The sequence below is a fragment of the Microlunatus antarcticus genome (assembly GCF_014193425.1).
Classification (GTDB): domain Bacteria; phylum Actinomycetota; class Actinomycetes; order Propionibacteriales; family Propionibacteriaceae; genus Microlunatus; species Microlunatus antarcticus.
In genome coordinates this window covers 2,535,597-2,561,319 of record NZ_JACHZG010000001.1, presented here as the reverse complement: position 1 = coordinate 2,561,319, position 25,723 = coordinate 2,535,597, and the positions used below count along the sequence as shown (strand labels likewise).

The window sequence follows — 25,723 nt, the reverse complement described above, 5'->3', positions numbered from 1 at the left end:
GGCCGCGTGAGCCGGGGCGGCCGGTGAGGACGCTCGAGCCGGGCACGCGCGTCACCGTCGAGGCGCCCGCGACGAGCGCCAACCTGGGTCCCGGCTTCGACTGCTTCGGCCTCGCGCTCGACTGGCGCGAGACCGTCGAGATCGAGGTCGTCGAGTCCGGTGTCACGGTCGACGTGACCGGCGAGGGCAGCGACGTCCTGCCGCGCGACGAGACCCACCTGGTCGTGCGCTGCGTGACCGAGGGTCTCGACGACCTCGGCTTCCGGGCCCCGGGTCTCGCGCTGCGCGGCCACAACACGATCCCGCACGGCCGGGGGCTGGGGTCGTCCTCCGCCGCGATCGTGGCCGGGCTGGTGGCGGCCCGGGCGCTGGCGGGGCGGGCGGAGGACCGCGCCTGGGTGCTGCGGCACGCGAACCGGGTCGAGGGCCACCCCGACAACGTCGCCGCCGCGATCCATGGCGGCTTCGTGCTCGCGTACGGGCACGGCGAGCACGTCGCGGTGGTGCAGGGCCGGGTCCACGACGATCTGCGGGCGGCGGTCGTCGTGCCGGAGGTCGCGGTGGAGACGCGGGCGGCGCGCCGGCTGCTGCCGACGACGGTGCCGCACGCGGACGCCGCGGCCGACGCGGGACGGGCCGCCCTGCTGGTCCACGCCGTCGCCGAGGCCCCGCACCTGCTGCACGCCGGCACGCAGGACTGGCTGCACCAGCGCTACCGCGAGCCGGCCATGCCGGAGGCCTACGCCCTGATGGCCCGGCTCCGCGCGGCCGGCTTCGCCGCGGCGATCAGCGGCGCGGGTCCGTCGGTCGTCGTCCTCGGGACCGAGGCCGACCTGCGGGGTCTGGAGGTTGCCGAGCCGGGCACCCGCTTCCGACGCCTGGGAATCGGACGACCCGCGCACGCGTTGTGAGGTGCGACGTGATCGGGCCACGACAGTGCTAGCCTGAACGTGTTCGACACAGCCGGTGCATCTCCGGTCTGGCCGAGGTCAGATCCAGCGCACCCGTAGTACTGGTCGTGCGGCGCCCCCGATGGCGCGACGCCAACCGTGTCAAGCACTGCGTCACTTCCCACAGCCACAACGCGCCCCCGACGGGCAGCCGGTTGAGGGAGGGCCTCACACACCACCGGCCGAGGTGATCACACCCGGCCCGGGACTGGGACGCCACGAGCGGCCCGCTCCGAAAGGACACACTTTGACCGACACCTTGATCAGCGAAGCCTCCGCGGCTGCTGGCGACGGCCCCGCCGAGGGCGGCGCCCGCAAGCGTCGTGGGAGCGGGCTGGACTCGATGGTGCTGCCCGAGCTCAAGCAGCTCGCCAGCTCGCTGGGCCTCAAGGGCACCGGCGCCATGCGCAAGGGCCAGCTGATCTCCGCCATCCAGGGCGCGCAGACGGGCGGCTCCTCCAACGGGGGCTCGTCCGGCGGCGCCCCGACCGGGGGCTCCGCGAACGAGGGCTCCTCCACCGGGGGCGGCACGAACGGTGGCAGCTCCAACGGGGGCAGCAGCTCGGGCGACGCGCCCGAGGGCGGCTCCCGCCGGCGTCGTTCCGCGACGCGGGCCGCCGGCGAGCCGACGGCGTCCGACGGCGGCGAGACGCGTACGGAGGCTCGTGCCGAGTCCCGGGCCAGCGACACCGGCCGCGGCGACGACATCGCCAACGCCCTGCACGAGCTGCGCGAGAAGGCACCGCAGGCTGCTCGCGAGACGTCCGAGCCGGCGGACCGCCCGGCGCAGGCCGACGCGAACGGTTCCGGCCAGGAGTCCGCCCGCCAGGACAGCTCCCCGGAGCGTTCCGAGCGTCGACGCGACGACAACGACCGCGACGACAACGACCGTGACGGCAACGAGAACGGCGAGCGCCGTCAGCGCAACCGCGACGGCCAGCGCGACCGCGACCAGAACCGCGACCAGAACCGCGACCAGAACCGTGACCAGAACCGCGACCAGAACCGTGACCAGAACCGTGACCAGAACCGTCAGCAGGACGACCGCCAGCAGAACGGGCGTCAGCAGGACGACCGGCAGAACGGCCGCCAGCAGGACGACCGCCAGGGCCAGCGCGACGGCGGCAACGGCGACCGGCAGCGTGACGGCGGCAACCGGAACGGCAACGGCCAGGGCAACCAGGGCCAGAACAACCAGGGCCAGAACAACCAGCAGAACCGCTACGACGACGACGAGGACGGCGGCGGTCGTCGTGGGCGGCGCCGTCGCAGCCGGGACCGGCAGACCCGTAACCCCCGCACCACGGGTCGCGGTGGCGCGGGCCTGGAGCGCGGTTACGAGAACGAGCCGACGGTCTCCGACGACGACGTGCTCACCCCGGCGCGCGGGATCCTCGACGTGATGGACAGCTACGCGTTCGTCCGGACCAGCGGCTACCTGCCCAGCCCCGAGGACGCGTACGTCTCGCTCGCCATGGTCAAGAAGTTCGGCCTGCGCAAGGGCGACGTCGTGACCGGTCAGCTGCGTCAGTCCAAGGAGGGCGACAGCAAGGCCAAGTTCAACCCGCTGGTCAAGCTCGAGACCGTCAACGGCGGCGACCCCGAGGCGGCGCGCAACCGTCCCGAGTTCGCCAAGCTGACCCCGCTCTACCCGCAGGAGCGGCTCAAGCTGGAGACCACCTCCACCCAGCTCGCGACCCGCATCGTCGACCTGATGGCGCCGATCGGCAAGGGCCAGCGCGCCCTCATCGTCAGCCCGCCCAAGGCCGGCAAGACGATGATGATGCAGGCCATCGCCAACGCGATCGCGGCCAACAACCCCGAGGTCCACCTCATGGTGGTCCTGGTCGACGAGCGTCCCGAGGAGGTCACCGACTTCCAGCGGACCGTCAAGGGCGAGGTCATCGCCTCGACCTTCGACCGGCCCGCCGGTGACCACACCACGGTGGCCGAGCTCGCGATCGAGCGGGCCAAGCGCCTGGTCGAGGCGGGCAAGGACGTGGTCGTGCTGCTCGACGGCATCACCCGCCTGAGTCGCGCGTACAACCTCGCCGCCCCGGCGTCGGGCCGCATCCTCTCCGGTGGTGTCGACTCGGCCGCGCTCTACCCGCCGAAGCGGTTCCTCGGTGCGGCGCGCAACATCGAGAACGGTGGCTCGCTCACCATCCTCGCCACCGCGCTGGTCGAGACCGGCTCGAAGATGGACGAGGTGATCTTCGAGGAGTTCAAGGGCACCGGCAACTCCGAGATCCGGCTGCGCCGCGACTTCGCCGAGAAGCGGATCTTCCCCGCCATCGACGTCGACGCCTCGAGCACCCGCCGCGAGGAGCTGCTCATGTCCCGCGAGGAGCTCAACATCGTCTGGAAGCTGCGCCGCGTCATCGGCGGCCTCGACAGCCTCCAGGGCCTGGAGACGCTGCTCGACCGGCTCAAGAAGACCGAGAGCAACCGCGACTTCATGGTCGCGATCACGAAATCCATGCCCGCCTGACGAGCGTCGCAGGGCGGGACTAAATCCCGCCCTTTGGCGTTGTAGAGCCCGTACGGCAAGATTGATCCTCGGTGCCGGTTCACGCCCGTCTGGCGACCCGGTCCAACAACAAGGAGACCCACATGAAGGCCAACATCCACCCCGCGTACGCGGACACCCAGGTCACCTGCACCTGCGGCAACACGTTCACGACCAAGAGCACCGGTGGCGAGACCATGCGCGTCGACGTCTGCTCGGCCTGCCACCCGTTCTACACGGGCAAGCAGAAGATCCTCGACACCGGCGGCCGCGTCGCCCGGTTCCAGAAGCGCTACGCCGCTTCCGAGGCTGCGAAGAAGGCTTAGCTCCACCGAGCGCCGGGAGCGGGGACGACGTCCTCGCTCCCGGCGCTCATGCGTTCGCCAGGTGTGATGCGGTGCGAGTGGAGGAGATCCGGTGTTCGAGTCAGCAGAGCCGTTGCGTGAGGAGTTCGCGCAGCTCGAGGCCCAGCTCGCGGACGCCTCGACGCACACCGACCTCGCCAAGGCGCGTCGGGTCGGTCGGCGCTACGCCGAGCTGACGCCGATCGTCAAGGGTCTGGACGAGTACCACCGCCTCGACGAGGACCTCACCGCCGCGCGAGAGCTCGCGCCCGAGGACCCGACGTTCGCGGCCGAGGCCGACGAGCTCGAGCGGCAGATCGTCCCCGTCGTCGACCGGCTGACCCGGCTGCTCGCCCCGCGCGACCCCAACGACTCCGCGGACGCCCTGATCGAGATCAAGTCCGGCGAGGGCGGCGAGGAGTCGGCCCTCTTCGCCGGCGACCTGCTGAAGATGTACTCCCGCTACGCCGAGCTGCGCGGCTGGAAGGTCGAGGTCCTGGACGCCCAGGAGACCGACCTCGGCGGCTACCGCACGGTGACGGCCGCCATCAAGGCGGCCAGCCTCGGCGAGCCGGACCAGATGCCGTACGGCGTCCTCAAGTTCGAGGGCGGCGTGCACCGCGTGCAGCGGGTCCCCGTCACCGAGTCCCAGGGCCGGGTCCACACCTCCGCGGCCGGCGTCCTGGTGATGCCCGAGGTCGAGGAGACCGAGGTCGAGATCAACCCCGACGACCTGCGCATCGACGTCTACCGCAGCTCCGGCCCCGGCGGCCAGGGCGTCAACACGACCGACTCGGCCGTCCGCATCACGCACCTGCCGACCGGCATCGTCGTGTCGATGCAGAACGAGCGCTCCCAGCTGCAGAACCGCGAGCAGGCCATGCGCATGCTCCGGGCCCGGCTGATCGCCGCCGCCGAGGAGGAGGCCGCGAGCTCGGCCTCCGCGGCCCGCCGCAGCCAGGTCCGGACGGTCGACCGCTCGGAGCGGATCCGGACGTACAACTACCCCGAGAACCGCATCTCCGACCACCGGATCGGCTTCAAGGCCTACAACCTGGACCAGGTCCTCAACGGCGAGCTGCAGCCCGTCGTCACGGCGCTGCAGGAGGCGGACACGGCCGCCCGCCTCGCCGCGGTCGGCGAACCGACCTGACGGGGGAGCCGGCCCGATGACCTCTGCCCCGCACCCCGTCCGTGCCGTCCTGAGCGACGCCGCGGCGCGGCTGCGCGACGCCGGCGTGGCCTCGCCCGAGGCCGACGCACGGACCCTGCTGGCGTACGTGTGCGGCATCGAGCCGGCGCGCATCCCGCTGCTCGACGGGGTGGGCGACGACGAGGTCGCGGCCTTCGAGGTCCTCGTCGCGAGCCGGGCCGCCCGGGTCCCGCTGCAGCACCTGACGGGTCGGGCGTACTTCCGCCACGTCGAGCTCGAGGTGGGTCCGGGCGTCTTCGTGCCCCGGCCCGAGACCGAGGTCATGACCGGGTGGGCGGTCGACGCGCTGCGTCCGGCCATCGCCACCGGGGGCCGGCCCCGCGTCGTCGAGCTGTGCGCGGGCTCCGGCGCGATCGCCAAGGCGCTCGCCACCGAGCTCACGTTCCTCGACGTGTACGCGGTCGAGGTCTCGCCGGAGGCCGCCGCGTACGCCCGCCGCAACCTCGCCGACACGCTCGTCGAGCTCTACGTCGGCGACATGGCAGACGCCCTGCACGTGCTCGACGGCCAGGTCGACCTCGTCATCGCCAACCCGCCCTACATCCCGCTCGACGCGTACGCCTCCGTCGCGCCCGAGGTGCGCGACCACGACCCCCTGACGGCGCTGTTCTCCGGGGACGACGGCCTCGACGCGATCCGGGTCGTCACGCGGGTCGCCGCCCGGCTGCTGCGGCCCGGCGGGCTGCTCTGCTTCGAGCACGCCGACGTCCAGGGCGCGTCCGCGCCGGACGTCGTCACGCAGAGCCAGGCCTTCACCGGCATCCGGGACCACCAGGACCTGACCGGGCGGCCGCGCTTCGTCACGGCCGTACGCCGGACCGCTGGCAGGATGGCGGGGTGACCGTGGAGCCGGAGGACGAGGGCGAGAGCGTCGAGATCGAGGACCGCGAGGTCGACGACGCGACGTACACCCGCTACGACTGCACCGTGGACGACCCGGCGGCCATCGCCGAGGCGGTCGACGCGGCCCGACGGGCGGTGGCGGACGGCGAGTGCATCGTGCTCCCGACGGACACCGTCTACGGGATCGGCGCCGACGCCTTCAGCCCCGCCGCCGTGCAGCGGCTGCTCGACGCCAAGAACCGGGGCCGCGACATGCCGCCGCCCGTGCTGATCGGCGACGGGGCCCTGATCCGGGCCCTGGCCACCGACGTGCCCGACGAGGCGCGCGACCTGGTCGAGGTCCACTGGCCCGGACCTCTGACGATCGTCTGCCGGATCCAGCCCAGCCTGCGGATGGACCTGGGGGAGACCGACGGGACCATCGCCCTGCGCGTCCCCGAGCACGAGCTGGCCCGCGAGATCCTGCGCCGGACCGGGCCTCTCGCGGTCAGCAGCGCGAACCTCTCCGGCCGTCCGGCCGCACTGACCTGCGACGAGGCGGTGGACCAGCTCGGCGACCGCGTCGAGGTCTACCTCGACGGGGGAGACCTCGGCACGGCGGCCGAGGGCGGGCGCCAGGCCCTGCCCTCGACGATCGTCGACTTCACCCGCCACGTCGACGGGCAGTTGCTGCGGCGTGGCGCGATCGACCTCGAGACGCTGCGGCAGACCCTTCCGGGGATGCGCGACCTCGAGGAGCCCGAGGCCGTCGCCGCGGCTCCCGCGGCCCAGCCGGACCCTGAGCCCACGCCGGCTGCCGCTGCGCCGGACCCCGCGCCCTCGCCGGCCGCCGCCGCGCCCGCCCAGCCGGACGAGCCCCGCGTCGACCCCGAGCCCGAGCACCAGGGCTAGGCGGTGCGCGAGTACCTGCTCGTCCTGCTGGTCGCCGCGGCGGTCACCTACCTCGGCAGCGCGTTCTGCCGGCGGCTCGCGTTCCGCGTGGGGGCGCTGGCCCGGGTCCGCGACCGGGACGTGCACACCATCGAGATGCCCTACTTCGGGGGGATCGCGATGCTGGGTGGCGTCGGGGCCGCGCTGCTGCTGTCGTGGCAGCTGCCGTTCCTGGGTAGCCAGGCGACGGTGCAGCAGGACTCGCGGGCCGTGCTCGTGGCGGCGGCGGTCATCGGCGTCGTCGGGGTGCTCGACGACATCTACGAGCTGCCCGCGCTGGCCAAGTTCGCGGGGCAGGTCCTCGCTGCGGGCGTCGCGGTCGCGCTCGGGGTCAAGGTGCTGTGGATCCCGGTCCCGGGCAACCCCATCCTGCTGGACCAGTTCTCGTCCATCGCGATCACCGCGTTCTTCATCCTCGTCTGCTGCAACGCGGTGAACTTCGCGGACGGGCTCGACGGGCTGGCGACGGGGGTGGTGGGCATCGGGGCCTTCGCCTTCTTCACCTACACGTACGTCTACACGGTCAGCCAGGGCCTCACCCGGGCGACGACGTCGAGCCTGATCAGCGTGGTGATCGTCGGGGTCTGCCTCGGCTTCCTGCCGCACAACTTCTTCCCGGCGCGGATGTTCATGGGCGACTCGGGGTCGATGCTGCTGGGGCTGCTGCTCGCGACGTCGACCGTGAGTCTGACCGGTCAGATCGACCCGTCCCAGCTCGCCAGTGATCGCGGACTCGTGCCGACGATCCTGCCCCTCGTGCTGCCCCTGGCGATCCTCGCGCTGCCCTTCCTCGACCTGACGCTGGCCTTCATCCGCCGCACGTACGCGGGCAAGTGGTGGTTCCTGCCCGACAAGCAGCACCTGCACCACCGCCTGCTCCAGCGCGGGCACAGCCAGCGCCGTGCGGTGCTGCTCATGTACGTCTGGTCCGGCCTGGTCTCGTTCGGCGTCATCGGGCTCGGCCTGGTGCACGGCAGCCGGCAGTGGACCGTCGCCGCGGTCGTCGCCGTGCTCGCCCTGGTGCTGCTGCTGATCACCCTCGGACGACGTCCCGTACGCCCGGTCGACGCCCTCCCCGAGGCCGGTCGGACGGGTGTCGCCCTGCGCGACTGAGCACCCCCGCCGGGGGCGGCCTGACGCCATCCGGAGGGCCTGGGCGAGCGGCCCGGCCCGCGAGCCGCGGTCGGGCGGGACCGTCAGGCTGTGCTAGTTTTCTGGCCTCGCAGCCCCAGGCGTCCGCGCCTCCTCGCTCCTCGCGCAAAGGCGCACCGACCAGCAGAAGGACTGCCCGATCTCCATGACCAACCCCCGAGCCGGGCGTGCTCGCCCGCGCCCGAGCGTGCATGTCGAACGGGCGCGCAAGCTCCTGATGGGCGGCCTCCTCGGCGGGGTCAGCGCTGCCGTGCTGTCCATGATCGGCTTCGGCATCGGGATGGGCGCGCGGGGTCTCGCGTCGGCGGCGCTCGCCTCGGTCATGGTCCTGTTCTTCTACAGCGTCGGCCAGCTCGTCATGGTCAGGTTCGCCGACGCCGGGGCCCGCCTGCTGCTCTCGGTGGCGCTCGCCAGCTACACCGGCCGCGTCGTCGTGCTCGGCCTGGTCCTGCTGCTCTACGCCCGCTTCTCCGACCGGTTCCCGGTCCTGCCGATCGTGGTCTTCCTGTCGACCGTCGCGGTGGTCGTGGGCTGGCTCGTCGTCGAGGTGATCGTCTTCTCTCGACTCCGGATCAGCGCGTTCGACGCGAACGATGCGGATGACCCGGCCGAGGCGCCCAAGCACGAGACCGTCCCGTGAGCGCGCCCACGCATGATCAGCGCCCCGCCCGGGCTGCTAGCGTGAGCGGCGCGATGACGCAGGGGGTGCAGCGAGACCACGGCCGGTCCGCGCCGGACAACGCGGCGATGGACCAGGGCATGCGTGTGCTCTCCTACCTGATCTCCGGGGTGCTGTTCTACGGTGCGCTGGGCTGGGTGGGTGACCACTTCCTGCACACGAAGTTCTTGCTGCCGATCGGCATCCTCCTCGGAGCTGGCCTCGGCATCTATCTGACGATCAAGCGGCTGCAGGCCTCTGAGCTGGCCTCGCCGAGCAACGACGTGACGGAGGGAGAACGGTGAGCGGCTGGACCGCGCTGATCCCCCTGGAGGGCTATCAGCCACCCGGGGTCGAGAGCTTTGATCTACCGCCCCTGATCCCTGGCGTGCCATGGGCAGACAAGTTCCTGCTCCAGGCCCTGCTCTCGCTCGTGCTGATCATGGGCTTCTGGGTCGTCATGGCGCGCAAGAACGCGATGGTGCCGAGCAAGGGCCAGTTCATCGGCGAGTACGCCTACATGTTCGTCCGCAACGGCATCGCCCGGGACACCATCGGTCACGACTTCAAGCGCTGGGTGCCGCTCCTCATCGCGCTGTTCAGCTTCGTGCTGGTCAACAACCTGTGGGGCGTCTTCCCGCTGACGTTGATGCCGACCGCCGCGCACGTGGGCTGGGCGTACGGGCTCGCCGGGCTGGTGTGGGTGATCTACAACGGCATCGGGATCAAGAAGTTCGGCGCCCTCGGCTACCTCAAGCGCACCACGTGCCCACCCGGCGTCCCCGGTCCGATGCTCCTGATCGTGGCGCCGCTGGAGTTCCTCTCCAACATCATCGTCCGGCCGGCCACGCTGTCGCTCCGACTCTTCGCCAACATGTTCGCGGGCCACCTGCTGGTGCTGGTGTTCGTCCTCGGCGGCGAGTACCTGCTCCTGCACAGCGAGCCGATCTTCAACAAGGTCGCCGGTGTCGCCTCGCTGCTCTTCAGCCTGCTGATCTTCGCGCTGGAGATCTTCGTGCAGTCGCTGCAGGCCTACATCTTCACCATGCTGACCGCCCAGTACATCTCCTCGGCCACCGCCGAGGAGCACTGACCGCCACCCCTCCGCTGACCTCCAGCGGAGAACCGAAAGGAACCACCACATGATCCCCCTGGAGCTCACTGGCTCGCTCGGTATCGTCGGCTACGGTCTCGGCGCCATCGGCCCCGGTATCGGCGTGGGTCTGATCTTCGCCGCCGTCATCGAGGGCACCGCTCGTCAGCCCGAGGCCCGCGGCGCGATGCTGAGCACCGCGTTCCTCGGCTTCGCGCTGACCGAGGCGCTCGCGATCATCGGCATCGCGCTCGCCTTCGTCTTCGGTGGGCTCTGATCTCGCGATGACCCCGCTTCTCATCCCCCTGGCGGAGAACCCTCTCCTCCCGGCGCCGTTCGAGATCGTCGCCGCGATCGTCTTCGCGCTGCTCCTGTGGTTCCTCATCGCCAAGTACGTCGTGCCCGGCTTCGAGAAGACCTACGCCGAGCGCACCGAGGCGATCCAGGGCGGCATCGAGAAGGCCGAGCGCGCCCAGGCCGAGGCGCAGGACGCGCTGGAGCAGTACCAGGCGCAGCTGGCCGAGTCCCGCAGCGAGGCGGCCCGCATACGCGAGGACGCCAAGACGCAGGGCAGCCAGATCCTGGCCGAGATGCGCGAGCAGGCCCAGGCCGAGGCGAACCGCATCCGGACCCAGACGCAGGCCCAGCTGGAGGCCGAGCGGACCCAGGTCATGACGCAGCTCCGCAACGAGATCGGTGGCATGGCCACCGTCCTCGCCGGGCGCATCGTGGGCGAGAGCCTCGACGACGACGAGCGTGCCCGTCGTACGGTCGACCGCTTCATCGCCGACCTCGAGTCGCGCGACGCAGGCAGCACGGCCGACGAGCCGAGCACCGCGGGCCTGTCGTGACCGTGAGCGACACCCAGCTGCACGCGCTCGACGGGGTCTTCGACGACCACGCCGGGCGGGCGCAGGAGGGCACCGACACCCTGGCGTCCGACCTCTTCGCCGTCGTGGACGCGCTCAGCTCCTCCGTCGCGCTGCGCCGGGCCGTCACCGACCCCGGTGCCGAGCCGGAACGGCGTCAGGCGCTGGTGCACGCGGTGCTCGACGGCAAGGTGTCGGGCACGGCCCTGGGCGTGGTCGTGGACGCCGCGGGCCTGCGGTGGTCGAGCGGTCAGACGTTCGTCGCCGCGCTCGAGCGCCAGGCGGTCCGCGCCCAGCTGCTGGCCGCCGACCGTTCCGGTGCGCTGGACGAGACCGAGGACGAGCTGTTCCGCTTCGCGCGGCTGGTCGAGTCCGACCCGGAGCTGCGCAACGCGCTCTCCGACCGGGCCATGCCCCTGTCGGCGCGGCAGGACCTCGTGGGCGACCTCCTCTCCGGTCGGGCCGGTGCCGCCACGGTGGCGCTCGCCCGTCGCGCGGTCGTGGCGCGCGAGCGGACCTTCGCCCACTCGATCGAGGGCTACGTCGACCTCGCCGCCGCGCAGAAGAACCGCGTGGTGGCGACGGTCCGGGTCGCCCGCCCGCTCGACGACGACCAGCGTCGCCGCCTCCAGGCCGCGCTGGCCCGGCAGGTCGGCCGCGACCTCGTGCTGCAGGAGGTCGTCGACCCCGACGTCCTCGGCGGCGTCCGTGTGGAGCTCGGCGACGAGGTCGTCGAGGGCACGGTGGCCGGCCGGCTCGACGAGGCGCAGCGACTGTTCGGCACCGCGTAACCACCGCACGACTTGACTAGTACGTAGCACGAGTGACGACACCACAGACGAGAGCAGGCAGCAGGCGATGGCAGAACTGACGATCCGCCCCGAAGAGATCCGGGAGGCCCTGGACCGCTTCGTCCAGAGCTACACCCCGGACACGTCCAGCCGTGAGGAGGTCGGCACCGTCGTCAGCTCCGGCGACGGCATCGCCCGCGTCGAGGGCCTGCCCTCGGCGATGGCCAACGAGCTGCTGACGTTCGAGAACGGCACCCTCGGCATCGCGCTCAACCTCGACGTCCGCGAGATCGGCGTCGTCGTCATGGGTGACTCCGAGGGCATCGAGGAGGGCCAGGTCGTCAAGCGGACCGGCGACGTCCTCTCCGTCCCCGTCGGCGACGGCTACCTCGGCCGTACGGTCGACGCGCTGGGCAACCCGATCGACGGCCTCGGCGAGATCACCGACCTCGACGGTCGACGTCAGCTCGAGCTCCAGGCCGCCGGCGTCATGGACCGCCAGGAGGTCCGCCAGCCGATGCAGACCGGCATCAAGGCCATCGACGCCATGATCCCGATCGGGCGCGGCCAGCGTCAGCTGATCATCGGCGACCGCAAGACCGGCAAGTCGGCCATCGCGCTCGACACGATCATCAACCAGCGTGCGGCCTGGGCGTCCGGCGACCCGGAGCAGCAGGTCCGCTGCATCTACGTCGCGATCGGCCAGAAGGGCTCGACCGTCGCCGGCATCCGCGGCCAGCTCGAGGAGGCCGGCGCGCTGGAGTACACGACCATCGTGCACGCCCCGGCGTCCGACGCCGCGGGCTTCAAGTACGTCGCCCCGTACACCGGCTCGGCCATCGGCCAGCACTGGATGTACCAGGGCAAGCACGTCCTCATCGTCTTCGACGACCTGACCAAGCACGCCGAGGCGTACCGCGCGATGTCGCTGCTGCTGCGGCGCCCGCCGGGCCGCGAGGCCTACCCCGGCGACGTCTTCTACCTGCACTCGCGGCTGCTCGAGCGCTGCGCCAAGCTCTCCAAGGAGCTGGGCGGCGGGTCGATGACGGGTCTGCCGGTCATCGAGACGAAGGCCAACGACGTGTCGGCCTTCATCCCGACCAACGTCATCTCCATCACCGACGGCCAGATCTTCCTGCAGTCGGACCTCTTCAACGCCAACCAGCGTCCCGCCATCGACGTCGGCATCTCGGTGTCGCGGGTCGGCGGCGCGGCGCAGATCAAGGCCATGAAGACGGTCTCGGGCTCGCTCAAGCTGGAGCTCGCGCAGTACCGCGACATGCAGGCCTTCGCCATGTTCGCCTCCGACCTGGACCCCACCACCCGGCGCCAGCTCGATCGCGGCAGCCGGCTGACCGAGCTGCTGCGCCAGCCGCAGTACTCGCCGTACCCGGTGGAGGAGCAGGTCGTCTCCGTGTGGGCCGGCCTGCAGGGGCTCCTGGACGAGGTGCCCGTCGACGACGTGCTCCGCTTCGAGCGCGAGCTGCTGGACTACCTGCGCCACAACGGCAGCGCCCTGCAGAACATCCGTGAGACCAAGGTCTTCGACGACGACACGGCGAACGGGCTGCGCGAGCAGATCGCCGAGTTCAAGCGCGGCTTCCAGACCAGCGAGGGCAAGCTGCTCGCCGGTCGCGAGGAGCACGACGCGACGGACCCGGACGACGTGAACCAGGAGCAGATCGTCAAGCAGCGGCGGAGCTGACCCGATGCCGGCAAGCCTGAGAGAGCTGCGGGAGCGGCGCAGCTCGGTACGGACGACCAAGAAGGTCACCCGGGCGATGGAGCTCATCGCGGCGTCCCGCATCGTCAAGGCGCAGCAGCGCGCCCAGTCGTCGGCCCCGTACGCGCGGGAGCTGACGCGCGCGGTGTCGGCGGTGGCGACGTTCTCGAACGTCGAGCACCCGCTGACCACCGAGGCGGAGAACCCGACGCGCGCGGCGGTCCTGCTGATCACGTCGGACCGCGGTCTGGCGGGGGCGTACTCGTCCTCGGTCATCCGGCAGGGCGAGGAGCTCACGCAGCTGCTGCGCGAGAACGGCAAGACGGCGGTGCCGTACCTGGCCGGCCGGAAGGCCGCGGCCTTCTACAAGTTCCGGCAGCGCAAGGTCGCGGGTGCGTGGGAGGGCTTCTCCGAGGCGCCGTCCTACGCGCAGGCCCGCGAGATCGCGGACGCGCTGATCGCGGCCTTCCTGACGCCGACCGAGGAGGGCGGGGTGGACGAGATCCACGTCGTCTACACCCGGTTCGTCTCGATGCTGACCCAGAAGGCCGAGGTCATCCGGCTGCTGCCCCTCGAGGTCGTGGAGGGCGAGGAGCCCCCGGCCGACGCCGAGCTGCTGCCGCTGTACGAGTTCGAGCCGGACGCGGAGACGGTGCTGGACGAGCTGCTGCCGCTCTACGTGGCCAGCCGCATCCAGTACTGCCTGCTGCAGGGCGCCGCCTCGGAGCTGGCCAGCCGCCAGCGGGCCATGAAGTCGGCCACCGACAACGCTCAGCAGCTCATCGAACGCCTCACCCGTGAGGCCAACCAGGCACGCCAGGCCGAGATCACGCAGGAGATCTCGGAGATCGTCGGAGGGGCTGCCGCTCTGGCCGACGCCTCCACCGGCAGCGACTAAGACGTAGGAGAAGGAGCACCATGAGCGTAGGTTTCGCGAACGAGACGGACCAGCACCCCACCGCCGGTGGCGTCGGACGGGTGTCCCGGGTGATCGGCCCGGTCGTCGACGTCGAGTTCCCGGTCGACCAGATGCCCGACATCTACAACGCGCTGCAGGTCGACATCACCATCGGTGACGCGACCCGCACGATCACGATGGAGGTGGCGCTGCAGATCGGCGACAATCTCGTGCGTGCCATCTCCCTCAAGCCGACCGACGGGATGCGGCGTGGCTCCGAGGTGCGCGACACCGGTGGCCCGATCTCGGTCCCGGTCGGCAACGTGACCAAGGGCCACGTGTGGGACGTGACGGGCAACGTCCTCGACGTCGACCCCTCGACCGTCCAGATCGACGAGCGCTGGTCAATCCACCGCCCGCCGCCGCAGTTCGACCAGCTCGAGTCCAAGACCGAGATGCTCGAGACCGGCATCAAGGTCCTCGACCTGCTCACCCCGTACGTGACCGGCGGGAAGATCGGCCTGTTCGGCGGGGCCGGGGTCGGCAAGACGGTCATGATCCAGGAGATGATCTACCGGATCGCCCACAACTTCGGTGGCACCTCGGTGTTCGCCGGGGTGGGGGAGCGCACCCGCGAGGGCAACGACCTCATCAACGAGATGGAAGAGGCCGGCGTCTTCAAGGACACCGCCCTCGTCTTCGGCCAGATGGACGAGCCGCCGGGCACCCGGCTGCGCGTGGCGCTGTCCGCGCTGACGATGGCGGAGTACTTCCGCGACGTCCAGAACCAGGACGTGCTGCTCTTCATCGACAACATCTTCCGGTTCACGCAGGCCGGGTCGGAGGTCTCGACCCTGCTCGGCCGGATGCCGTCCGCGGTCGGCTACCAGCCCAACCTGGCCGACGAGATGGGCCAGTTGCAGGAGCGGATCACCTCGACCCGCGGTCACTCGATCACCTCGATGCAGGCGATCTACGTCCCCGCCGACGACTACACCGACCCGGCGCCGGCCACGACCTTCGCCCACCTCGACGCCACCACCGAGCTGAGCCGCGAGATCGCCTCCCGCGGTCTCTACCCGGCCGTGGACCCGCTGACCTCGACGAGCCGCATCCTCGACCCGCAGTACATCGGGCAGCGGCACTACGACGTCGCCGTGCAGGTCAAGCAGATCCTCCAGAAGAACAAGGACCTGCAGGACATCATCGCCATCCTCGGTGTCGACGAGCTGTCCGAGGAGGACAAGATCGCCGTCAACCGCGCACGGCGGATCCAGCAGTTCCTCTCGCAGAACACGTACATGGCGGAGAAGTTCACGAACATCCCCGGCTCCACCGTGCCGCTGGCGGAGACCATCGACAGCTTCGAGATGATCGTGACCGGCAAGGTCGACCACATCGCCGAGCAGGCGTTCTTCAACGTCGGCAGCATGGAGGACGTGGAGCGTCGCTGGTCCGAGCTGCAGAAGGAAGGCTGATCGTGGCCGACCCCATGCAGGTGGAGGTCGTCTCGGCCGACCAGGTCGTCTGGTCGGGCACCTCGACCAACGTCATCGCCAAGACGACGGACGGCGAGATCGGCATCCTCCCGGGGCACGCCCCGGTGCTCGCCGTGCTGCAGCCGAGCGCGGTCGTGATCTTCGGCGAGGACGGCCGCAGCCGTCAGGTCGTCGCCGTCGACGGCGGCTTCGTCTCGGTGTCGCAGGGCCGGGTCTCGATCCTGTCCGAGTACGCCCAGCTGGCCGACGAGGTGTCGGTCAGCCAGGCGGAGCACGAGCTCGCCGAGGCCCAGCAGCGCCTGGACAGCGGTGACGGCAGCGACGACGACCGCAAGCACGTGCAGCGGGCCACGGCCCAGCTGCGGGCGGCGCAGAAGCGGCAGTAGCGGCGGGCGGGTCCGGCCCGCTACCGTCCCCCACGAGGCGCAGCGTCGCGTCCGTGGGTGCTGCCGTGCTCGAAGAGTGGTGGCAGGCGACGGACGGAGGCGCGGGGTGGTCGGTTGGCTCGGCGTCGTCGAGGTCCTCGGCCTCCTGCTGGTGCTGGCCGTCGTGCTGCTGCTCCTGCTGGCCACGCGCCGGCGCTGGTTGTCCCGCAGCGGCGGGACGTTCGAGTGCAGCCTCCGCCTGCGCACGGCCACGCCGGGCGCCGGCTGGGTGCTGGGCGTCGGGCGCTACCACGCCGGTCGGCTGGAGTGGTTCCGGTTCTTCTCCTTCGCCGTCCGGCCGCGTGAGACCTTTCCCCGCGGTCGGGTCCGGGTCGTCGACAGCCGCGATCCCGACCCCGTCGAGGCGGTGTCCCTCACCGCGGACTCCCGCATCCTCGCCCTCGAGGTCGGACCCGAGACGCGCGAGCTGGCCATGAGCGAGGACTCGGTTCTCGGCCTGCTCGCCTGGCTCGAGGCAGCCCCGCCCGGGATCAGCTCGGCCCGGTCCGAGGGTCCGTCCGCGCCCTGAGCGCGGTCGGCACACTGCCCTGAGAACCACGACGAACGGCACCCCGAGGGCAGTCCGGCGAAGGCCGGACCGGCGTCGAGATGCCGTTCGTACGGAGGACCAGGTCCGCGTCAGACGGTGATGCGGTCTTTGCTGCTCTTGGCGGCGCTGACCTCCACCTGGACGCCCAGCCGAGCGAGGCGGGTGTCGAGGGCGTCGCCGAGGTCGGCGGCGACCTGGTCGTGGATCCGACCCAGGAGCGAGCCGATGTCGGTGCGGTCGTCGGCGGTGACCTTGAGGGTCAGGTCGGGCCGTTCGGCGCTCCCGCGGAGGACGGCCGAGGCCGAGCTCACCCCGGGCAGCGTCTTCAGCTGCGCCTCGACGGCGTCGGTCAGCACGTCCGATTCCACCCGGGTCAGCCCCGTACGGGCGTCGTCGTGCAGCCGGAACGGCTTGGCCTTGTTGGCCCGCGGGATCTGGGCGAGCAGCCAGGCGAGCCCGAGCAGGGCGACGACCACGGCGACGACCACCGTGACGACGACGACCCAGGACTGGCCGAAGGCGCTCGCGGTCGCGTCGCCGAAGAGGTGCCGGTCGGGCCCGGGGGGCGTCCAGCCGAGGCCGGTCCGCCGGGTCAGCGCCGCGGCCTGCCCGATCGAGAGCAGCAGGAGGGCTGCCCCGGCGAGCAGCAGCAGGACGCCGAGGATCGTCAACCAGGTGCGGTTGAGGCGGCTGGCGGTCTGACGCATCAGAGGTCCTTCTGGTGGACGGTCGCGCTGACCCGCGGGGCGGGGTCGAGACCGGTGGCGGTGAGACTCTCGGTGACGCCCTGGACCACGCGGTCGCGGATCTGGGCGGTCTGCTCCGAGCTGGTGGTGACACGCAGGACGACCCGGCGCCCGTCGGCGGACGCGGAGACCTTGTCGACGCCGTCGACGAGGTCGGCCCGACCCGCCGCGAGGCGGGCGATCGCGCCGTTGGTGATGACGTAGTCGGTCTGCTCGATGCCCTGGCCCGACGGGCCGCGGAGCTGGGCCGAGCGGAACGACCCCGGCTTGAGCCCGGCGACGAGGAGCACGAGGCCGAGGACCAGGGCCACGATCGCGGCGACGAGCACGGCGGCCGAGCCCAGGGTCTGCCCGGCCACAGAGCTCGCGGGCCCGGTGACCAGGGTGTCCCAGCTGCCGTTCACGAGGCGGCTGACGGCGGCGATCGCGGTGAGCACGCCGAGGGCCAGCAGGACCACGGCGACGATCGTCGCGGGGACCGTACGGCTCGGGCGGCGACGCAGGCGGCGCGAACGGCCGTCGGCGCGGCTCATCGGAGGGCTCCCTTGGCGGGGCCGTCGGCGAGGGCCAGGAACGTGACGTCGATGTCCACGCGGCGGACGTCGACCCCGGTCAGGGTCTCCACCCGCTCGGTCACGTGGTCGCGCAGCTCCTGCGTCGCGCGCCGGATCGAGCCCGGGTAGGCGATGCCGACGGCGACCGCGAGGTCGGCGGACTCGGACGACAGGGTGACGTCGACCTTCGGACGGGCGGTGGTGTCGGCGTCGGACCCGATCCCCAGGAACCCGCCGGAGCGGCCCGCGGTGGCGGCGACCTCAGCGGCTGCCTGGCCGGCGATCTTCTCGACGACCCGGTCGGCCAGGACGAGCCGGCCGCGACGGCGCGGGTCGGCGCGCCCGCCCCGCTCGGCGGGGGTGGTGGCGACCGCGCTCATCGCTTGGCCGTGGCCCGTCCGGCCAGGGCGGCGAGGTCGAGCTTGCCCTCGAGGACGAGACCGACGACGAGGCCGATCGCGCCGAAGAGGAGCACGATGACGAAGGCGCCGAACGTGCCGAAGGCGGCGGTCAGGCCGAGGATCAGGCCGACGAAGAGGGCGGTGGTGCTGCGCGACATGGCGCGGGTTCCTTCCGGGAGCAGGGCCCGACGGGGGCCCCGAGTTGGTGCGGTGCGGGTCGTGCGCGCCGGGACGGACCTCGAGGGTCCGTCCCGGCGGGGTGCGGCGCCGGCCGGGGCCGGGCCGCAGGTGGGGCGAGGGTCAGCGGAGCGAGGCGCTGGAGGCGGAGTCGGTCGACTCGTCGTCCTCGTCGGGCAGGTGCACGTCGGTCACGTTGACGTCGACGGACACGACCTCGAGGCCGGTGCCGAACTCGACGGCGCGGATGACGTTCTCGCGGATCTGGTCGCTCACGGTCACGATCGAGGCGCCGTACTCGACGACGACGGAGACGTCGACGGTGGACTGGCTCTCGCCCTTCTCGACGCTCACGCCGTTGGAGACGCTGGCCTGGCCGGTGCCGCCGCTGACGCGGTTGGTGATGCCGCTGATCGCACGACGCGCGGCGTTGCCCATGGCGTACACGCCGGGGACCTCGCGGGCCGCCATGCCGGCGATCTTCGCGACGACCGTGTCGGCGATGGTGGTGTCGCCGTGCTCGGTGTGCAGGGCGTCGAGCTGCTTGGGGGCGTTCGCCTTGGCGTCCGCGGCGGCCTTGGCGTTGGCGGCGTCCCGCTCCTCGGCGGTCTGGGGGATGATGCTCTGGGACATGGTGTCTCCTTGTTCGGTGGTGTGGGCCTTCACCTCGTAAGACGGGCCCAGCGAGCATTCGTCACGCGAAATGGCAAAGATTGTTCGGGACCCGGTTTTTCTGAAGAGGGACTGAGAGGAGCACTCGATCAGCGCTCATCTCTTCGCTCTGGACCACGCTGACGACTCACCCGAGGACTGGGACGACGCCAGCCTGGTCGGGCGCAGCGTCAGCGGCGACGACCAGGCCTTCGCCGTCCTCGTCCGCCGCTACCAGGCTCCGCTCTACCGCCACGCCTGGCGGCTGACGCAGGACCGGCGCGCCGCGGAGGACGTCGTGCAGGAGGCGTTCCTGACCGCCTGGCGACGGCTGCCGACCCTCGACCGCGCCGAGGCGTTCCGCAGCTGGCTCTACCAGATCACGACACGTCGTTGCCTCGACGTCGTCCGGGGCCGACGGCCCGAGGAGAGCCTGGACCTCGGTACGGTGGCCGAGCCGGTCGCGTCGGGGGCCGGGCCGGAGACCCGCCTCGAGCAGCGCGAGCAGCTCCAGGACCTCGCGGCCGCGCTCCAGACGCTGCCCGTGGGGCCACGGGCGGCCTGGTCCCTGCGGGAGATCGATGAGCTGTCGTACGACGAGATCGCGACGGCCCTGGACCTGCCCGTGAGCACCGTGCGGGGTCGGATCGCGCGGGCCCGGCACGAGCTGGCCGAGAGGATGGGCGCATGGCAGACGACACGCGACTGAGCTGTGGGCGCTCCATCGACGACGTGTGGAGCCACGTCGGCGGAGCGCCGGACGAGCACGAGCGCGGCTGCCCCTACTGCCTGGAGGCGCGGGCCCGGCTGCTGCGGCTCTCCGACGCGACCACGGACCTGCGGACCGCGGAGGCCGCGGACCCCGCGCTCCAGCCGGAGCCGGACTTCACGGCCTCCGTCATGAGCCTGGTCCGGGCCGAGGTGCGTCGCGGTCAGGCGCTCCCGCTCGACGTGGACGAGGACCCCGGCCTGACGATCAGCGAGCAGGCGGTGGTCAGCCTGGTCTGGGCCGCCGCGGACGCCGTGCCCGGCGTCCGGGCCCGCCGCTGCCGGGTGCGCCTCGTCGACCGTGACCCCGGGTCGACCGGGCCCACCGACGTGGACGTCGACCTGGCGCTGGCGGTCGCACCCGGGACCCCGTTGCAGGCCACCACCGAGCAGCTGCGGACCCGTGTCGCCGCCCTCGTGGACGCCGAGGCCGGGCTGCGGGTCCGCCGGGTGGACCTCGTCGTCGAGGACGTCCTGTGAGCACCCCGGAGGTGCCGGGTCCGGCGACGGCGGCCGAGCTGCGCGCGGCGACCGACGAGCTGCGCGACGGTCTCGCCGGCGCTGCCGAGGCCATCAGCGGCGTCGTCCGGCTCGAGCCGACCCTCCGCAACGCGCTCCGGCGCCTGCACGTCGGCTCGACGGTGCTCCTCAACGGCAAGGGCGCCCGCTCGGCCGCCGACGGCATCGAGCTGCACCGACGCGCCGACGTCGTCGACGTGCACGTCGACGTGGTGACCGACCCGACCCGGTCGGCCGCCGCGATCGCCCGTGACGTCCGTCGGGCGCTGGTCGACGAGCTCGCCACCCGCCGGCTGCGGGCCGGCAGCGTCACCGTGGCCGTGCTGAGCGTCGAGCGCTGAGGCTGGTCCGGGGGAGCACCGCCTGGCGTGACCGGAGCGCGGAAAAAGTTCCGCGGACGGCGTGACGGTGAGCCCGCACGTGGCGTCCTGACCTGAAGTGCGCTGTACGAGAACGGCCCCGTACGTGGCACGCCGACGTCCCCCGGCGGGGGGACGCCGGACGGTCGGTCGGGACCGCTCGACGACCCGGGACGCGGGTTCCGTGAGAACGTGATCCGCGTCCTCGGACCGGCAGCGGGCCGGAAAGGCGGCGCCGACGGGCACCCGGCGGCCGCCGCGGACGTTCCTGCTCCGTGGGTGTGCAGGGGATGACGACCGCGCGGGTCGCGGACGAGGGACGGAGGGGTGTGGAGATCGAGGACCGCGAGCGTCCGGCGGCGTCGCCGGACGGCGCGCACCCCGCCGACGGCGTGGACGGCGGGCAGCACCAGGGTCCGGCCAACGCGGTGCCGTACCCGGGCGGGATGGCCGAGGCCACCGTCGTGGGCCGGGCGCAGGAGGGCGACCTCGAGGCGTTCGAGATGATCGTGCACCGCTACCAGGGGCCCGTGTTCCGGCTCGCCTACCGCATGCTGGGCGACCGCGGCGAGGCCGAGGACGTCGTCCAGGACTGCCTCGTGCTGGTCTGGCGCAAGCTCCCCAGCCTCACCGACGCCCAGGCGTTCCACCGGTGGATCTACCAGCTCGCCACGCGCCGCTGCCTCAGCGTGCTGCGGACCCGTTCCCGGCGTCGGACCGACGCGACCGAGACGGACGAGCTGGAGCGCGACCTCCCCCTCGACGCGTCGTCCGACCCGGCCGCGATGGCCCAGCACCTCGCCCAGGTCGAGGGCCTGGACACGTTCCTGCGCGGGCTGCCCGACGAGCAGCGCGCATGCTGGGTGCTCAGGGAGCTGCACGACCTCACGTACCCCGAGATCGCCTACGCGATGAACCTGCCCGTCTCCACCGTCCGGGGCCGTCTCGCCCGGGCACGCCAGAACCTCACGAAGGGAATGAGCTCATGGCGGTGAGCAGCTCGACCCGGCTCGGCTGCGGACGCGACATCGACGAGGTGTGGGCGAACATCGACGCGCCGCCCACGCCCCACGAGCTGACCTGCCCGTTCTGCGGCGCGGCGCGCGACAGCCTGCACGAGCTCGAACGGGCGACGGCGGCGCTGCGTTCCGCCGACGACGAGGACCCGCAGCTGCAGGCCGGCCCCCAGGTCATCGCCCGGATCCTCGAGGTCGCGCGCTCGGAGGCCCGGCGCAGCCGTCGGCTGCCGCTGAGCAAGCCCCGGCCGGGCCAGGTGAGCGACGAGCTGACCGTGAGCGAGCAGGCGGTCGCCGCGGTCGTCCGGCGGACCGGGGACCGTCACGGCGGTCTGCAGGTCCGTCGCTGCAGCATCGACCTCGTGACGGCGGCGCCGGCGGTGGACGGGCCCGGTCCGGACGACGAGGAGGTCCCGGAGTCCGGGGTGCCCTCCGACGTCCGGGTGACGCTGCGGGTCAGCGTCCGGAGCGACGTCGCCATCCCGCTGCTGACGCGTGAGCTCCGGGCCGCCGTGATGGAGGTCGTGGACCGCGAGGTGGGGATCAACGTCGTGGGCGTCGACGTCGCGGTGGAGGACGTCCACGATGCCTGAGGGGCCAGACCGCCCGGCGGGCGCACGAGTGTCTCGGGAACAGGAGCCGACGGGGTCCCCCGCGGCCGTCGAGAGAAGGGTGCAGGAGATGTCAGAGCTGTCCGAGGTGCCGCCGGTGGCGGGTGAACCCGGTGCCGTCGAGGCCGCCGCCGGGTCGACGAGCCGGACGGGCACCGCCTCGCTGAGCGTCCTCCCGGCGCCGGGGACCTTCGAGGACCCCGCGGAGGCGCTCCGGGTGCAGGTCGCCCAGCTGGTCGTGGCCCACCCCGGGGTGCTCCGGATGGAGCCCACGCTGCTCGGCGCGCTGCACAGCCTGCGTCAGGGCGGCAGCCTGGACGGCATCCAGCTGGACGTGCACGGGCGGGTCGTCGACCTCGACGTCAACGTGTCGACGCGGGCCAGCCACCAGGCGCGCGCGTCGGTCATCGAGCTCCACCGCATGCTGCGGGAGCTGGTCGCCGCCCACGGCTTCGTGCCGGGCAGCGTGGAGATCAGCGTGCTGGCCGTGGAGGAGACGGGCTGACGCACCGACCCGCCGGACCGGTCGTGGTCCGGCGGGGGCGGGCTCAGCCGTGCAGGCGGTCGCCGCCGGGGACCCAGAGGATGTCGCCCTCGGGTCCGTTGGCCACGCGGATGAGGATGAAGAGCAGGTCCGAGAGCCGGTTGAGGTAGAGCAGGGCGAGCACGTTCACGCCGCCCTCGCCCTCGTCCTCGGCGGCCGGGTCCGTGCCGTACGCCGCGACGGCCGACCAGCCGGCCCGCTCGGCACGGCGCGTCACCGTCCGGGCGACGTGCAGCTCGGCGGCGGCGACCGAGCCGCCCGGCAGGATGAACGACCGCAGCGGCGCCAGCTCCTCGCCGAAGCGGTCGCACCACGCCTCGAGCCGGTCCACGTAGGCCTGCGTGACCCGCAGCGGCTCCCGCGCGCCCTCGGCCAGCGGCCGGAGGGGGTTGGACAGGTCCGCGCCCACGTCGAACATCTCGTTGGAGATCGTGGACAGCACGGCGCTCACCTCGTCGGGGAGCCCGCCGGCGGCCAGCGCCACGCCGATCGCGGCGTTCGCCTCGTCGACGTCGCCGTACGCCTCCACGCGGAGGTCGTTCTTGCTGACCTCGGTCATGTCGGCGAGCCGCGTACGGCCGCCGTCGCCGGTCTTGGTGTAGATCTTCGAGAGCACGACCATGGGGTCACCCTACGCAGAGCGACCTACGGGGGAGTGCGGCTCGTCGCGCCGGTCCGCTGGTCCGGACGTGGCACCCTTTCCCGGTGCTGAGCCTCGACCGTCCCGACCGTTCCGGCGCCCGTGCGCGTGGCCGCCTCCTGCTGGGCCTGGCCGGCCTGCCCGTGGTGCTGCTGAGCGCCTGCGGCACCGTGCCGACCCCGTCCGCGGGTGCGCCCTCCGCCGCGGCCACCCCGGGGGCGTCCTCCTCCGTCGAGCCGGACCAGAGCGGCCCGTCCGACGGCGCCTGCGAGTACACGACGACCGGGACGCCGGCCCGGCCGGTGCAGCCGCCCACCACGACCGACATCTCGAGCAGCGGCACCGTGAGCTACGTGATGCACCTGACCGAGGGCGACGTGACGCTCCGGCTGGACCGGGCGAAGGCGCCCTGCACGGTGCACTCGTTCGAGTCGCTGGTGGCCCAGAAGTACTTCGACGACACCCGCTGCCACCGCCTCGTCGACTCGGGCATCTTCGTGCTCCAGTGCGGCGACCCGACGGCCAAGGGCACCGGGGGCCCGGGCTACACGTTCCCCGACGAGCTCGACGGCACCGAGACGTACGGGCGGGGCACGCTCGCGATGGCCAACAGCGGCCCGAACACGAACGGCTCCCAGTTCTTCCTCGTCTACGACGAGTCCCCGCTGCCGCCGAGCTACACCGTCTTCGGCTCGTTCGACGAGAAGTCGCGGGAGGTCGTCGCCGGCATCGCCTCGCAGGGGCAGGACGGCAGCTCCGGCTCCAGCGGCGGTGGCACGCCCAACAGCCCGGCGAAGGTCAAGAGCATCGCCAAGGTGTCCTGACACCTCGTCAGGACGGGGGCGCCGCCCGGCTCATCGCGGGCGAGGCCGCGGCGGCGGGGTGTCGCGGGGGTCGTGCCGCTTGGGCTTGAGGCAGATGAGCACCGCGGCCAGGATGATCAGGCCGAGGGCGAAGAAGCCGCCGAGGATCGACGCGGCGAAGCCGTTGCCCTGCCCGCTCGGGGACACCGGGTTCTGCACGGTGGGGAGCGGGGTCGCGTCGAGCGGCAGCAGGGTCAGCAGGGTGACGAGCAGGTCGTGCAACCGTGCCTCCTCGGGCTGGGGTGTGCGGTGCCGGTGACGGCACCGCACCAGGGTTCCACGCCGGCACGCACCACGGTTGCGGTGGGCGTCGTCACGTCGCGCTCAGGAAGCGGCGCACCGACGCCACGAACACCTCGGGCTGGTCGGCGTGCACCCAGTGCCCGGCGTGCTTGACCCGCAGCAGCAGCACCCGGGGGAAGAGGGCGCGCATGACGGGGGCGTCGGCCGACGTCACGTAGGCGGAGTCGGACCCGGCGAGCCAGAGCACGGGACCGTCGTACGAGCCCAGCGGTCCGGACGGCCAGCTCCCGATCTCGGGCAGCCGGTCGCCCAGCAGCGCGAGGTTCATCTGCCAGTGCCAGCGGGCCTGCTCGCCGCTGCCGTCGCGGCGGAGGTTCTGCAGGAGGAAGCCGCGCACGGACCGGTCCGGGACCCGCGCGGCCACGACCGCGTCGGCCGTGCCCCGGTCCGGCAGCGTGGCCAGGTCGACGGCGCGCATCGCCTCGACGTAGGTGCCGAAGCTGCTGACCGCCTGCGACGTGGCCGGGGCCACGTCGACGACGCACAACCGTTCCACGAGCCCGGGGTGCCGCAGCGCGACGAGCATGGCGACCTTGCCGCCCATGGAGTGGCCGACGACCGTCCAGCGCTCGCCGGGCGCCGACGCGGCGAGGAACCCGGCCACCCGGTCGGCCATCGCGGGGTAGGAGAAGTCGTCGGACCAGGACGAGCGGCCGTGGTCGGGCAGGTCGACGATCGTCACCCGGGCCTCGTCGGCCAGCGCCCGGGCCACGCCGGTGAAGTTCCGGCCCTGCCCGAACAGGCCGTGCAGCAGGACGACCCGCGGGCCGTGGTCGCCGTAGGTCGTGGAGGCCAGGCTCACGGTCGGCGCTGCCAGCAGCCGGTGTGCCAGTGGCGACGTTCCTCGACGGGGCTCGCGGTCTGCCAGGACGGCTCGGCCGGCCAGACGACGACGTGCGGGGTCGCCGGCGTCACGACCTGCTGGCACCCCGGGCACCGGTACGTCTTCTCCGCCCGTGCGCCCGGGATGCTCCGGACGACCCACACGCCGTCGGCCTTGGTCTCGGAGGACGCGTGGCCGCCGGCCAGGGGGCGCGCGGGGCGCAGGTGCTTGCTCGGACGACGCGCCACGTCCCCAGTCTGTCAGGGCACGGCGAAGCGTCCGGCCGGTCCGCGCACGACCA

The 25,723-nt window shown here is 72.3% G+C and carries 34 protein-coding genes; 25 read left to right on the top strand and 9 right to left on the bottom strand.

The window, feature by feature from the left end:
- Positions 1-23 precede the first annotated feature (23 nt).
- The 18 genes from thrB (at position 24) to FHX39_RS11860 (ending at position 16,426) form a co-directional block, all read left to right on the top strand.
- The gene (gene thrB, locus FHX39_RS11945; RefSeq protein WP_183338703.1) at positions 24-911 is read left to right on the top strand and encodes a homoserine kinase; all 888 of its coding nucleotides are present in this window, start codon (positions 24-26) and stop codon (positions 909-911) included.
- A gap of 286 nt (positions 912-1,197) precedes the next feature.
- Positions 1,198-3,441 (top strand): transcription termination factor Rho, encoded by a 2,244-nt coding sequence (rho, locus tag FHX39_RS11940; RefSeq protein WP_232530617.1) that lies wholly within the window; start codon positions 1,198-1,200, stop codon positions 3,439-3,441.
- Positions 3,442-3,563: 122 nt separating this feature from the next.
- Positions 3,564-3,785 carry a 50S ribosomal protein L31 gene (gene rpmE / locus FHX39_RS11935; protein ID WP_183338698.1) on the top strand — a complete coding sequence of 74 codons (222 nt, stop codon included), beginning with the start codon at positions 3,564-3,566 and terminating at the stop codon, positions 3,783-3,785.
- 91 nt (positions 3,786-3,876) lie between these two features.
- Positions 3,877-4,956: a peptide chain release factor 1 gene (prfA, locus tag FHX39_RS11930; protein ID WP_183338696.1), complete on the top strand. Its 1,080-nt coding sequence runs from the start codon at positions 3,877-3,879 to the stop codon at positions 4,954-4,956.
- Positions 4,957-4,972: 16 nt separating this feature from the next.
- Positions 4,973-5,857: a peptide chain release factor N(5)-glutamine methyltransferase gene (gene prmC / locus FHX39_RS11925; protein ID WP_183338694.1), complete on the top strand. Its 885-nt coding sequence runs from the start codon at positions 4,973-4,975 to the stop codon at positions 5,855-5,857.
- A complete protein-coding gene (locus FHX39_RS11920; RefSeq protein ID WP_183338691.1) occupies positions 5,854-6,750 on the top strand; it encodes an L-threonylcarbamoyladenylate synthase in 897 nt (298 codons plus the stop codon). The genes prmC and FHX39_RS11920 overlap by 4 nt, the downstream gene beginning before the upstream one ends.
- A 3-nt stretch (positions 6,751-6,753) precedes the next feature.
- On the top strand, positions 6,754-7,902 hold the full coding sequence (locus FHX39_RS11915) for an MraY family glycosyltransferase (RefSeq protein ID WP_183338689.1): 1,149 nt from the start codon (positions 6,754-6,756) through the stop codon (positions 7,900-7,902).
- A 184-nt stretch (positions 7,903-8,086) separates the two neighbouring features.
- On the top strand, positions 8,087-8,581 hold the full coding sequence (locus tag FHX39_RS11910) for a hypothetical protein (RefSeq protein ID WP_183338687.1): 495 nt from the start codon (positions 8,087-8,089) through the stop codon (positions 8,579-8,581).
- A 41-nt stretch (positions 8,582-8,622) separates the two neighbouring features.
- Positions 8,623-8,904, top strand: coding sequence for an AtpZ/AtpI family protein (locus tag FHX39_RS11905; RefSeq protein WP_198423368.1), 282 nt, complete (start codon positions 8,623-8,625; stop codon positions 8,902-8,904).
- A gap of 14 nt (positions 8,905-8,918) precedes the next feature.
- On the top strand, positions 8,919-9,692 hold the full coding sequence (gene atpB, locus FHX39_RS11900) for a F0F1 ATP synthase subunit A (RefSeq protein WP_198423838.1): 774 nt from the start codon (positions 8,919-8,921) through the stop codon (positions 9,690-9,692).
- 49 nt (positions 9,693-9,741) lie between these two features.
- The gene (gene atpE, locus FHX39_RS11895; protein ID WP_183338683.1) at positions 9,742-9,969 is read left to right on the top strand and encodes an ATP synthase F0 subunit C; all 228 of its coding nucleotides are present in this window, start codon (positions 9,742-9,744) and stop codon (positions 9,967-9,969) included.
- Between the two features lie 7 nt (positions 9,970-9,976).
- On the top strand, positions 9,977-10,543 hold the full coding sequence (locus FHX39_RS11890) for a F0F1 ATP synthase subunit B (protein WP_183338681.1): 567 nt from the start codon (positions 9,977-9,979) through the stop codon (positions 10,541-10,543).
- Positions 10,544-10,545: 2 nt separating this feature from the next.
- Positions 10,546-11,352, top strand: coding sequence for a F0F1 ATP synthase subunit delta (locus FHX39_RS11885; RefSeq protein ID WP_183338679.1), 807 nt, complete (start codon positions 10,546-10,548; stop codon positions 11,350-11,352).
- Positions 11,353-11,419: 67 nt separating this feature from the next.
- Positions 11,420-13,057, top strand: a complete 1,638-nt coding sequence (atpA, locus tag FHX39_RS11880; protein ID WP_183338677.1) for a F0F1 ATP synthase subunit alpha — start codon at positions 11,420-11,422, stop codon at positions 13,055-13,057.
- Positions 13,058-13,061: 4 nt separating this feature from the next.
- Positions 13,062-13,973, top strand: coding sequence for a F0F1 ATP synthase subunit gamma (locus FHX39_RS11875; protein WP_183338675.1), 912 nt, complete (start codon positions 13,062-13,064; stop codon positions 13,971-13,973).
- A gap of 20 nt (positions 13,974-13,993) precedes the next feature.
- A complete protein-coding gene (gene atpD / locus FHX39_RS11870; RefSeq protein ID WP_183338672.1) occupies positions 13,994-15,451 on the top strand; it encodes a F0F1 ATP synthase subunit beta in 1,458 nt (485 codons plus the stop codon).
- A 2-nt stretch (positions 15,452-15,453) separates the two neighbouring features.
- Positions 15,454-15,858, top strand: a complete 405-nt coding sequence (locus tag FHX39_RS11865) for a F0F1 ATP synthase subunit epsilon (protein ID WP_183338670.1) — start codon at positions 15,454-15,456, stop codon at positions 15,856-15,858.
- 106 nt (positions 15,859-15,964) lie between these two features.
- Entirely contained in the window at positions 15,965-16,426 is a 462-nt protein-coding gene (locus FHX39_RS11860; protein ID WP_183338668.1) for a DUF2550 domain-containing protein, read from the top strand.
- A gap of 110 nt (positions 16,427-16,536) precedes the next feature.
- Here the strand turns inward: FHX39_RS11860 and amaP are convergent, their stop codons facing one another.
- The 5 genes from amaP to FHX39_RS11835 all read right to left on the bottom strand — a co-directional run bounded on the left by amaP (position 16,537) and on the right by FHX39_RS11835 (position 18,958).
- On the bottom strand, positions 16,537-17,154 hold the full coding sequence (gene amaP / locus FHX39_RS11855; RefSeq protein WP_183338667.1) for an alkaline shock response membrane anchor protein AmaP: 618 nt from the start codon (positions 17,152-17,154) through the stop codon (positions 16,537-16,539).
- Complete coding sequence (locus tag FHX39_RS11850) at positions 17,154-17,726, bottom strand: DUF6286 domain-containing protein (RefSeq protein WP_183338665.1); 573 nt, start codon at positions 17,724-17,726, stop codon at positions 17,154-17,156. The genes amaP and FHX39_RS11850 overlap by 1 nt, the downstream gene beginning before the upstream one ends.
- Positions 17,723-18,127 carry an Asp23/Gls24 family envelope stress response protein gene (locus FHX39_RS11845; RefSeq protein WP_183338663.1) on the bottom strand — a complete coding sequence of 135 codons (405 nt, stop codon included), beginning with the start codon at positions 18,125-18,127 and terminating at the stop codon, positions 17,723-17,725. The genes FHX39_RS11850 and FHX39_RS11845 overlap by 4 nt, the downstream gene beginning before the upstream one ends.
- Positions 18,124-18,306 (bottom strand): hypothetical protein, encoded by a 183-nt coding sequence (locus FHX39_RS11840; RefSeq protein WP_183338661.1) that lies wholly within the window; start codon positions 18,304-18,306, stop codon positions 18,124-18,126. The genes FHX39_RS11845 and FHX39_RS11840 overlap by 4 nt, the downstream gene beginning before the upstream one ends.
- A 142-nt stretch (positions 18,307-18,448) precedes the next feature.
- Entirely contained in the window at positions 18,449-18,958 is a 510-nt protein-coding gene (locus FHX39_RS11835; protein ID WP_183338659.1) for an Asp23/Gls24 family envelope stress response protein, read from the bottom strand.
- Positions 18,959-19,085: 127 nt separating this feature from the next.
- Here FHX39_RS11835 and FHX39_RS11830 point away from each other — a divergent pair, with 127 nt between their 5' ends.
- The 6 genes from FHX39_RS11830 (at position 19,086) to FHX39_RS11805 (ending at position 22,754) form a co-directional block, all read left to right on the top strand.
- Entirely contained in the window at positions 19,086-19,685 is a 600-nt protein-coding gene (locus FHX39_RS11830) for an RNA polymerase sigma factor (RefSeq protein ID WP_332836944.1), read from the top strand.
- Positions 19,664-20,224 carry an Asp23/Gls24 family envelope stress response protein gene (locus tag FHX39_RS11825; protein ID WP_183338657.1) on the top strand — a complete coding sequence of 187 codons (561 nt, stop codon included), beginning with the start codon at positions 19,664-19,666 and terminating at the stop codon, positions 20,222-20,224. The genes FHX39_RS11830 and FHX39_RS11825 overlap by 22 nt, the downstream gene beginning before the upstream one ends.
- Positions 20,221-20,604, top strand: a complete 384-nt coding sequence (locus FHX39_RS11820) for a hypothetical protein (protein ID WP_183338655.1) — start codon at positions 20,221-20,223, stop codon at positions 20,602-20,604. Before FHX39_RS11825 ends, FHX39_RS11820 begins: the two co-directional genes overlap by 4 nt.
- Before the next feature lie 293 nt (positions 20,605-20,897).
- The gene (locus FHX39_RS11815) at positions 20,898-21,617 is read left to right on the top strand and encodes an RNA polymerase sigma factor (protein ID WP_198423367.1); all 720 of its coding nucleotides are present in this window, start codon (positions 20,898-20,900) and stop codon (positions 21,615-21,617) included.
- Positions 21,614-22,231, top strand: a complete 618-nt coding sequence (locus FHX39_RS11810) for an Asp23/Gls24 family envelope stress response protein (protein WP_183338653.1) — start codon at positions 21,614-21,616, stop codon at positions 22,229-22,231. Before FHX39_RS11815 ends, FHX39_RS11810 begins: the two co-directional genes overlap by 4 nt.
- 88 nt (positions 22,232-22,319) lie before the next feature.
- Positions 22,320-22,754: a hypothetical protein gene (locus FHX39_RS11805; protein ID WP_183338651.1), complete on the top strand. Its 435-nt coding sequence runs from the start codon at positions 22,320-22,322 to the stop codon at positions 22,752-22,754.
- Positions 22,755-22,797: 43 nt separating this feature from the next.
- Here FHX39_RS11805 and FHX39_RS11800 read toward each other — a convergent pair whose 3' ends face one another.
- The gene (locus tag FHX39_RS11800; RefSeq protein ID WP_183338649.1) at positions 22,798-23,415 is read right to left on the bottom strand and encodes a cob(I)yrinic acid a,c-diamide adenosyltransferase; all 618 of its coding nucleotides are present in this window, start codon (positions 23,413-23,415) and stop codon (positions 22,798-22,800) included.
- 83 nt (positions 23,416-23,498) lie between these two features.
- Here FHX39_RS11800 and FHX39_RS11795 point away from each other — a divergent pair, with 83 nt between their 5' ends.
- Positions 23,499-24,257 (top strand): peptidylprolyl isomerase, encoded by a 759-nt coding sequence (locus tag FHX39_RS11795; RefSeq protein ID WP_332836797.1) that lies wholly within the window; start codon positions 23,499-23,501, stop codon positions 24,255-24,257.
- Positions 24,258-24,287: 30 nt separating this feature from the next.
- Here the strand turns inward: FHX39_RS11795 and FHX39_RS11790 are convergent, their stop codons facing one another.
- The 3 genes from FHX39_RS11790 to FHX39_RS11780 all read right to left on the bottom strand — a co-directional run bounded on the left by FHX39_RS11790 (position 24,288) and on the right by FHX39_RS11780 (position 25,670).
- The gene (locus FHX39_RS11790; protein WP_183338647.1) at positions 24,288-24,518 is read right to left on the bottom strand and encodes a hypothetical protein; all 231 of its coding nucleotides are present in this window, start codon (positions 24,516-24,518) and stop codon (positions 24,288-24,290) included.
- Positions 24,519-24,609: 91 nt separating this feature from the next.
- Positions 24,610-25,401, bottom strand: coding sequence for an alpha/beta fold hydrolase (locus FHX39_RS11785; protein ID WP_332836796.1), 792 nt, complete (start codon positions 25,399-25,401; stop codon positions 24,610-24,612).
- A complete protein-coding gene (locus FHX39_RS11780) occupies positions 25,398-25,670 on the bottom strand; it encodes a hypothetical protein (protein ID WP_183338645.1) in 273 nt (90 codons plus the stop codon). Before FHX39_RS11780 ends, FHX39_RS11785 begins: the two co-directional genes overlap by 4 nt.
- Between the last annotated feature and the right edge of the window lie 53 nt (positions 25,671-25,723).